The organism is Streptomyces sp. 8L, assembly GCF_020176795.1.
Taxonomy (GTDB): Bacteria; Actinomycetota; Actinomycetes; order Streptomycetales; family Streptomycetaceae; genus Streptomyces.
The window spans coordinates 1-4,355 of sequence record NZ_JAIUKE010000697.1 but is presented as its reverse complement, the minus strand read 5'-3'; the positions used below and the strand labels follow the sequence as shown (position 1 = coordinate 4,355).

The 4,355-nt window shown below is 75.5% G+C and carries 4 protein-coding genes; 2 read left to right on the top strand and 2 right to left on the bottom strand.

Features of this window, described 5'->3' with window-relative positions:
* Positions 1 to 35: 35 nt before the first annotated feature.
* The gene (locus LCE31_RS37355; RefSeq protein ID WP_225022522.1) at positions 36 to 1,046 is read right to left on the bottom strand and encodes a hypothetical protein; all 1,011 of its coding nucleotides are present in this window, start codon (positions 1,044 to 1,046) and stop codon (positions 36 to 38) included.
* 231 nt (positions 1,047 to 1,277) lie between these two features.
* Here LCE31_RS37355 and LCE31_RS37350 point away from each other — a divergent pair, with 231 nt between their 5' ends.
* Together LCE31_RS37350 and LCE31_RS37345 are read left to right on the top strand one after the other, a co-directional pair.
* Complete coding sequence (locus tag LCE31_RS37350) at positions 1,278 to 2,480, top strand: amino acid deaminase/aldolase (RefSeq protein ID WP_225022520.1); 1,203 nt, start codon at positions 1,278 to 1,280, stop codon at positions 2,478 to 2,480.
* 159 nt (positions 2,481 to 2,639) lie between these two features.
* Entirely contained in the window at positions 2,640 to 3,428 is a 789-nt protein-coding gene (locus tag LCE31_RS37345) for an SAM-dependent methyltransferase (protein ID WP_225022518.1), read from the top strand.
* A 133-nt stretch (positions 3,429 to 3,561) separates the two neighbouring features.
* On the opposite strand, the gene LCE31_RS37340 is transcribed toward LCE31_RS37345, so the two are convergent.
* The coding region (locus LCE31_RS37340; protein ID WP_225022516.1) for a 3-oxoacyl-ACP reductase at positions 3,562 to 4,355 on the bottom strand (794 nt) is incomplete at its 5' end.

The following is a 4,355-nucleotide window of genomic DNA, read 5'->3' as shown; positions in this document are numbered from 1 at the left end:
GTACGCGGCGCGGGCGGGCCGGGGGGGGGGGGCCCTCACCGCGGCACCGCCGTCTGTGCGCCGGCCAGGGCCAGGACGCCGCGCTCGACGCGGTCCGCGACGCCGTGCGCCTCGTAGCCGAGTCCGGCCTGCGCGGCGGGGCTGGTGTCGTGCGCGGCCATGGCGGACGCGGCGGGTTCCGGCGCGGTGACGCTGCGCCCGTCGGCGAAGCCGGTCACGGCGTAGACGACGACGGGCGCCCGGGTGAGGACGTCGACGCTCCAGGTGGCGCGCTGCCGCCCGCCGAAGGCCGCGGCGGCCGTGCCGGGTACCGGGTAGGCGCTGGGCAGCAGGGCGGTGTCGGAGGCGAGGTGGCGCCGGGCGAAGGCGCTGTGCAGGGCGGTCATGGCCGCGGGGTCGGCCCGGGTGAAGACGAGGCCGACCGTCGTGACGTCGCTGGATGTGGCGTCGCGGTAGGTGGCCCGTACGACCCGCAGGCAGCCGACGGTGCGCAGCGCGGTGGCGAGGGCTGGATCGAGGGTGCCCGCGCAGCCGCTGTCGGGGGCGACGCCGAGCCGGGTCCAGGTGCGGTCGGAGCCGTCCGGGCCCGCGCCCGCGCCGTCGAGGACGGGCGGGAAGAGGGTGTCGACGGGCGTGGAGTGCCACAGGCCGCGGGCCGTGTCGAAGCGGCTGACCGCGGAGGGCGTGCCGGGGTCGTCGTCCAGCAGCCAGTTCCCGGTGACCGCGCCGCCGAGGAGGCCGAGGCCGAGGACGAGCAGGGTGACGACGACGGCGGTGCGCGAGAACCGCTTCCCCGGTGCGGCCGGCGGGCGTCCGGTGCCTTCCGCGTGCTCGGCGGGCCACGGCGGCCAGACCTCGCGCAGCGGCGGCACGGCGGCGCCGGCCCCCGGAGCGGGGGTGGCCCGCGGCTCGGCGGGCGCCTGGAGTGGCGGAGCGGACTGCGGGGACGGCACGGACCGCAGGGGCGGCGCCGGTGGCTTCGCCGGTACGGACGGGGGCGCCTCGGGCGGCGGCGGTACGGAGGAGCCCCGCGCCTCGATGCTCATCCGCCCCTCCGGGTCCTGGTGCCGTTACCTGCCTGGCAGGGCGCCCGTGCCCGGCCGCGCTGCGGATCGCCGTACGGGACGGGCGCGTTCGCGTGAAGTCGTGAAGTCCGGACGTAACTCTACGGGCTCGCGGAGCGGCCGGGGCCCCGCGCGCCCGGTCGCCGGGCGGTGCGGCGATCGGGGAAGCGCGTACGTCTACCGCCGGGTAATCCCCTCTGGCAAGCTCGGTCCATGACTCCCCTCGCCTCGGACCGGGCCCGGTACGACCGGGCCACCGCGCATCTCGACGCACCGCTTGCCGTCGTGGACCTGGACGCCTTCGACGCGAACGCCGACGACCTCGTGCGGCGCGCGGGCGGCAAGCCGATCCGGGTGGCCAGCAAGTCGGTGCGCTGCCGGGCCCTGCTGGAGCGGGTCCTGGCGCGGGACGGCTTCGCGGGCCTGATGTCCTTCACCCTGCCGGAGTCGCTGTGGCTGGCGCGGGCGGGCTTCGACGACGTGCTGCTCGCGTACCCGTCGGCGGACCGCTCGGCGTACGCGGAGCTCGCGGCCGATCCGAAGCTGGCGGGCGCGGTCACCGTGATGGTGGACGACCCGGCGCAGCTGGACCTGATCGACGCGGCGCGCGACCGGGGCCGCGAGGAGATCCGGGTCTGCCTCGAACTGGACACGTCGCTGCGGATGTTCGGCGGTCGGGTGCGGATCGGCGCGCTGCGCTCGCCGCTGCGCGAGCCGGCGCAGCTGGCGGAGCTGGCACGGTCGGTGGCGCGCAGGCCGGGGTTCCGGCTGGTCGGCCTGATGGGGTACGAGGGCCATGTGGCGGGGGTCGGCGACGCGGTGGCGGACCGTCCACTGCGCTCGCGCGCGATCCGGCTGATGCAGGCGGCGGCGCGCAAGGAGCTCGCGGGGCGGCGCGCGGAGGTGGTGCGCGCGGTGCGGGCGGTCGCGCCCGGGCTGGAGTTCGTCAACGGCGGCGGTACCGGCAGCGTGCAGCACACGGCGGCGGAGGACGCGGTGACGGAGATCGCCGCGGGCTCGGGGCTCTACCAGCCGCGCCTGTTCGACAACTACACGGCGTTCTCCGGGCGTCCGGCCGCGCTGTTCGGGCAGCCCGTGGTGCGCAGGCCAGGGGTCGGGGTGGTGACGGTCCTGGGCGGCGGCTATCCGGCTTCGGGCGCCGCGGGCCCCGACCGGCTGCCGGTCCCCTACCTGCCTGAGGGGTTGCGCTACGACGGGCAGGAGGGGCCCGGAGAGGTGCAGACGCCGCTGCTGGGCTCGGCGGCGGACGATCTGCTGATCGGCGACACGGTGTGGTTCCGGCACGCGAAGGCGGGCGAGATGTGCGAGCGGTTCGCCGCGCTGCACCTGATCGAGGGCGACCGGGTGACCGCGACGGTGCCGACGTACCGGGGCGAGGGACGTACGTTCCTGTAGCGGGCGCCGTCCCAACGCCCCCGTGGATCGCGCCGCATGACGCTTCGTCCGGGTCTGTGCACCGGGGTGTCGCGTGGGGCGCGGTCGTGTGGCAAGGTCCGTGCGTATGGCGGCCGTACTCACGAGGTGGTCACGGCCGGAGAACGAGGAGGCCTCCCGATGGCATCAGGCATGCCCGCCAAGCCGGTCGACACCAGCAGGCCGCACCCGGCGCGCATCTATGACTACCTGCTCGGCGGGAAGGACAACTACCCCGTGGACCAGGCCGTCGCCGAGCGGCTGCCGGTGGAGGCGGTGAACGGCGCGGCGGCCAACCGGGCGTTCATGCGCCGTGTGATCGCCTGGACGGCCGGGAGCGGCGTCCGGCAGTTCCTGGACATCGGTACGGGCATTCCGACCGAGCCGAACCTCCACCAGATCGCGCAGGACGTCGACCCCACGTGCCGGGTCGTCTACGTGGACAACGACCCGATCGTGCTCCGGCACGCGGAAGCGCTGCTCGTCAGCTCCCCGGAGGGGCGCACCGCGTACGTCCAGGCGGACGTCCTCGATCCGGAGACCATCCTCGAACAGGCCCGCGAGACACTCGACTTCACCCGGCCCGTCGCGCTGTCGCTGATCGCGCTGCTGCACTTCGTGCCCGACGACGGCGATCCGTACGGCCTGGTGCGGACGCTGCTCGCGCCGCTCGCGCCGGGCAGCTGCCTGATCCTCTCGCACCTGAGCATGGACCGGCTCACGCCCGAGCAGGACCGCACGGACGAGTACCGGGCCGCCGGGATCGACCTGCGGCCCCGTACGCACGCGGAGGTGTCGCGGTTCTTCGAAGGGCTCGACCTGGTGGAGCCCGGCGTGGTGCCCTGCTGGCACAAGGACACGCCGGAGCCCGCGGACAGCGGCCTTCCGGGCGCCGACTCGGCGTACGCCGGGGTGGCGTTCGTCCGCTGACCCGGGGCCGGATGCCGACCGGGGCGGGCGCCGAACGAGGCGGATGCCGAACGGACATGGGCGCCGCCCTGGGCCGGACGTCGGCCCGGCCGGGCGTGCCGGGTCGCGGCGGCGTGACCCGGCGCGCGCCCGGCTACAGCGGCGTGACGTACGCGCCGGAGATGCCGCCGTCGACGAGGAAGTCCGACGCGTTGACGAACGACGCGTCGTCGCTGGCGAGGAACGCGACCGCGGCGGCGATCTCGGTGGCCTCCGCGAACCGGCCGAGCGGGATGTGCACCAGCCTGCGCGCGGCGCGCTCCGGGTCCTTCGGGAACAGCTCACGCAGCAGCGGGGTGTTGACCGGCCCCGGGCACAGCGCGTTGACGCGGATGCCCTCGCGGGCGAACTGGACACCGAGTTCGCGTGACATGGCGAGCACGCCGCCCTTGGACGCGGTGTAGGAGATCTGCGAGGTCGCGGCCCCCATCCTGGCCACGAAGGACGCGGTGTTGATGATGGAGCCCCGGCCCTGGCGGCGCATGTACGGGATGGCTGCCTTGCAGCACAGGTAGACGGAGGTGAGGTTGACCTCCTGCACGCGCCGCCACGCGTCGAGTCCCGTGTCGAGGATCGAGTCGTCGTCGGGCGGCGAGATGCCGGCGTTGTTGAAGGCGACGTCGACGCTGCCGTACGTGTCGTACGCGGCCTCGAACAGCGCCTCGACCTGCTCGGCGTCGGTGACGTCCGCCCGGACGAAGAGGCCGTCGGACTCGGCCGCCGCGGCGCGGCCCGCCGCCTCGTCGATGTCGGCGCAGACGACGCGGGCCCCCTCGGAGGCGAGCCGGCGCACGGTGGCGAGGCCGATGCCGCTGCCCGCGCCGGTGACGACGGCGGTACGGCCGACGAGGCGGCGGCAGACGGGGGCGCCGCCGGCCGCGTCGGCCT

Excerpts from the sequence above, each read along its gene's own strand:
- LCE31_RS37355 (WP_225022522.1), bottom strand. The coding sequence starts at position 1,046 with ATGAGCATCGAGGCGCGGGGCTCCTCCGTACCGCCGCCGCCCGAGGCG.
- LCE31_RS37345 (WP_225022518.1), top strand. The coding sequence starts at position 2,640 with ATGGCATCAGGCATGCCCGCCAAGCCGGTCGACACCAGCAGGCCGCAC.
- LCE31_RS37350 (WP_225022520.1), top strand. The coding sequence starts at position 1,278 with ATGACTCCCCTCGCCTCGGACCGGGCCCGGTACGACCGGGCCACCGCG.